Consider the following 588-nt stretch of genomic DNA (forward strand, 5'->3'; position numbering starts at 1 on the left):
AAACCAGCTAATAGTTTGTCAACATTTTTCAATAAAAAGTTTAATAACCTCATGATATACTAAAAATGTTCATGCCAAATAACCTTCCGTTGTACACTAATTGGAAGGTTTTGTTGTATTTAGTTAGATATAGTTTCTAAGCTATATCTTGGAAAGTTGTTCTGCTTTTTAGTAAGGCATATATCCAATGTAAGAGCTTATTTACACAAGCAATGATGGCTACTCTAAACGGTTTTCCTTCTTCTCGTTTCTTATCGTAAAACTCTCGTAGTCTTCTATTGCGTGGAATGATGTCATCAGTCGTTTTCTTTTTACGCGAATCCCGAATACCACTTTGAACAGCCATATACAAGGCGTGGCGGAGCCTACACGAGCCACGTTTGGTTATTCGGTTTACCGATGCAGTAAACTTTCCAGAAGAGTACACACTAGGATCTATTCCGGCGAATGCAACTAACTTCTTGGCATCATTAAACCGATCTATCTCTCCAATTTCAGAAATAATCGTGGCAGCGATTTTTTCTCCGACTCCAGGGATAGATTGAAGGATCTCATATTCTTCAATTTCACTAGCGAGGGCATCTATTT

Annotated in this window: 1 protein-coding gene; it reads right to left on the reverse strand. The window is 37.6% G+C overall.

Annotated features, from left to right (window positions below; genetic code table 11):
• Positions 1–136: 136 nt before the first annotated feature.
• On the reverse strand, positions 137–588 hold a 452-nt coding region (locus tag AC3A54_RS25490), incomplete at its 5' end, for a transposase (protein ID WP_487656670.1).

It is taken from the genome of Neobacillus sp. Soil_C_43 (genome assembly GCF_057656715.1).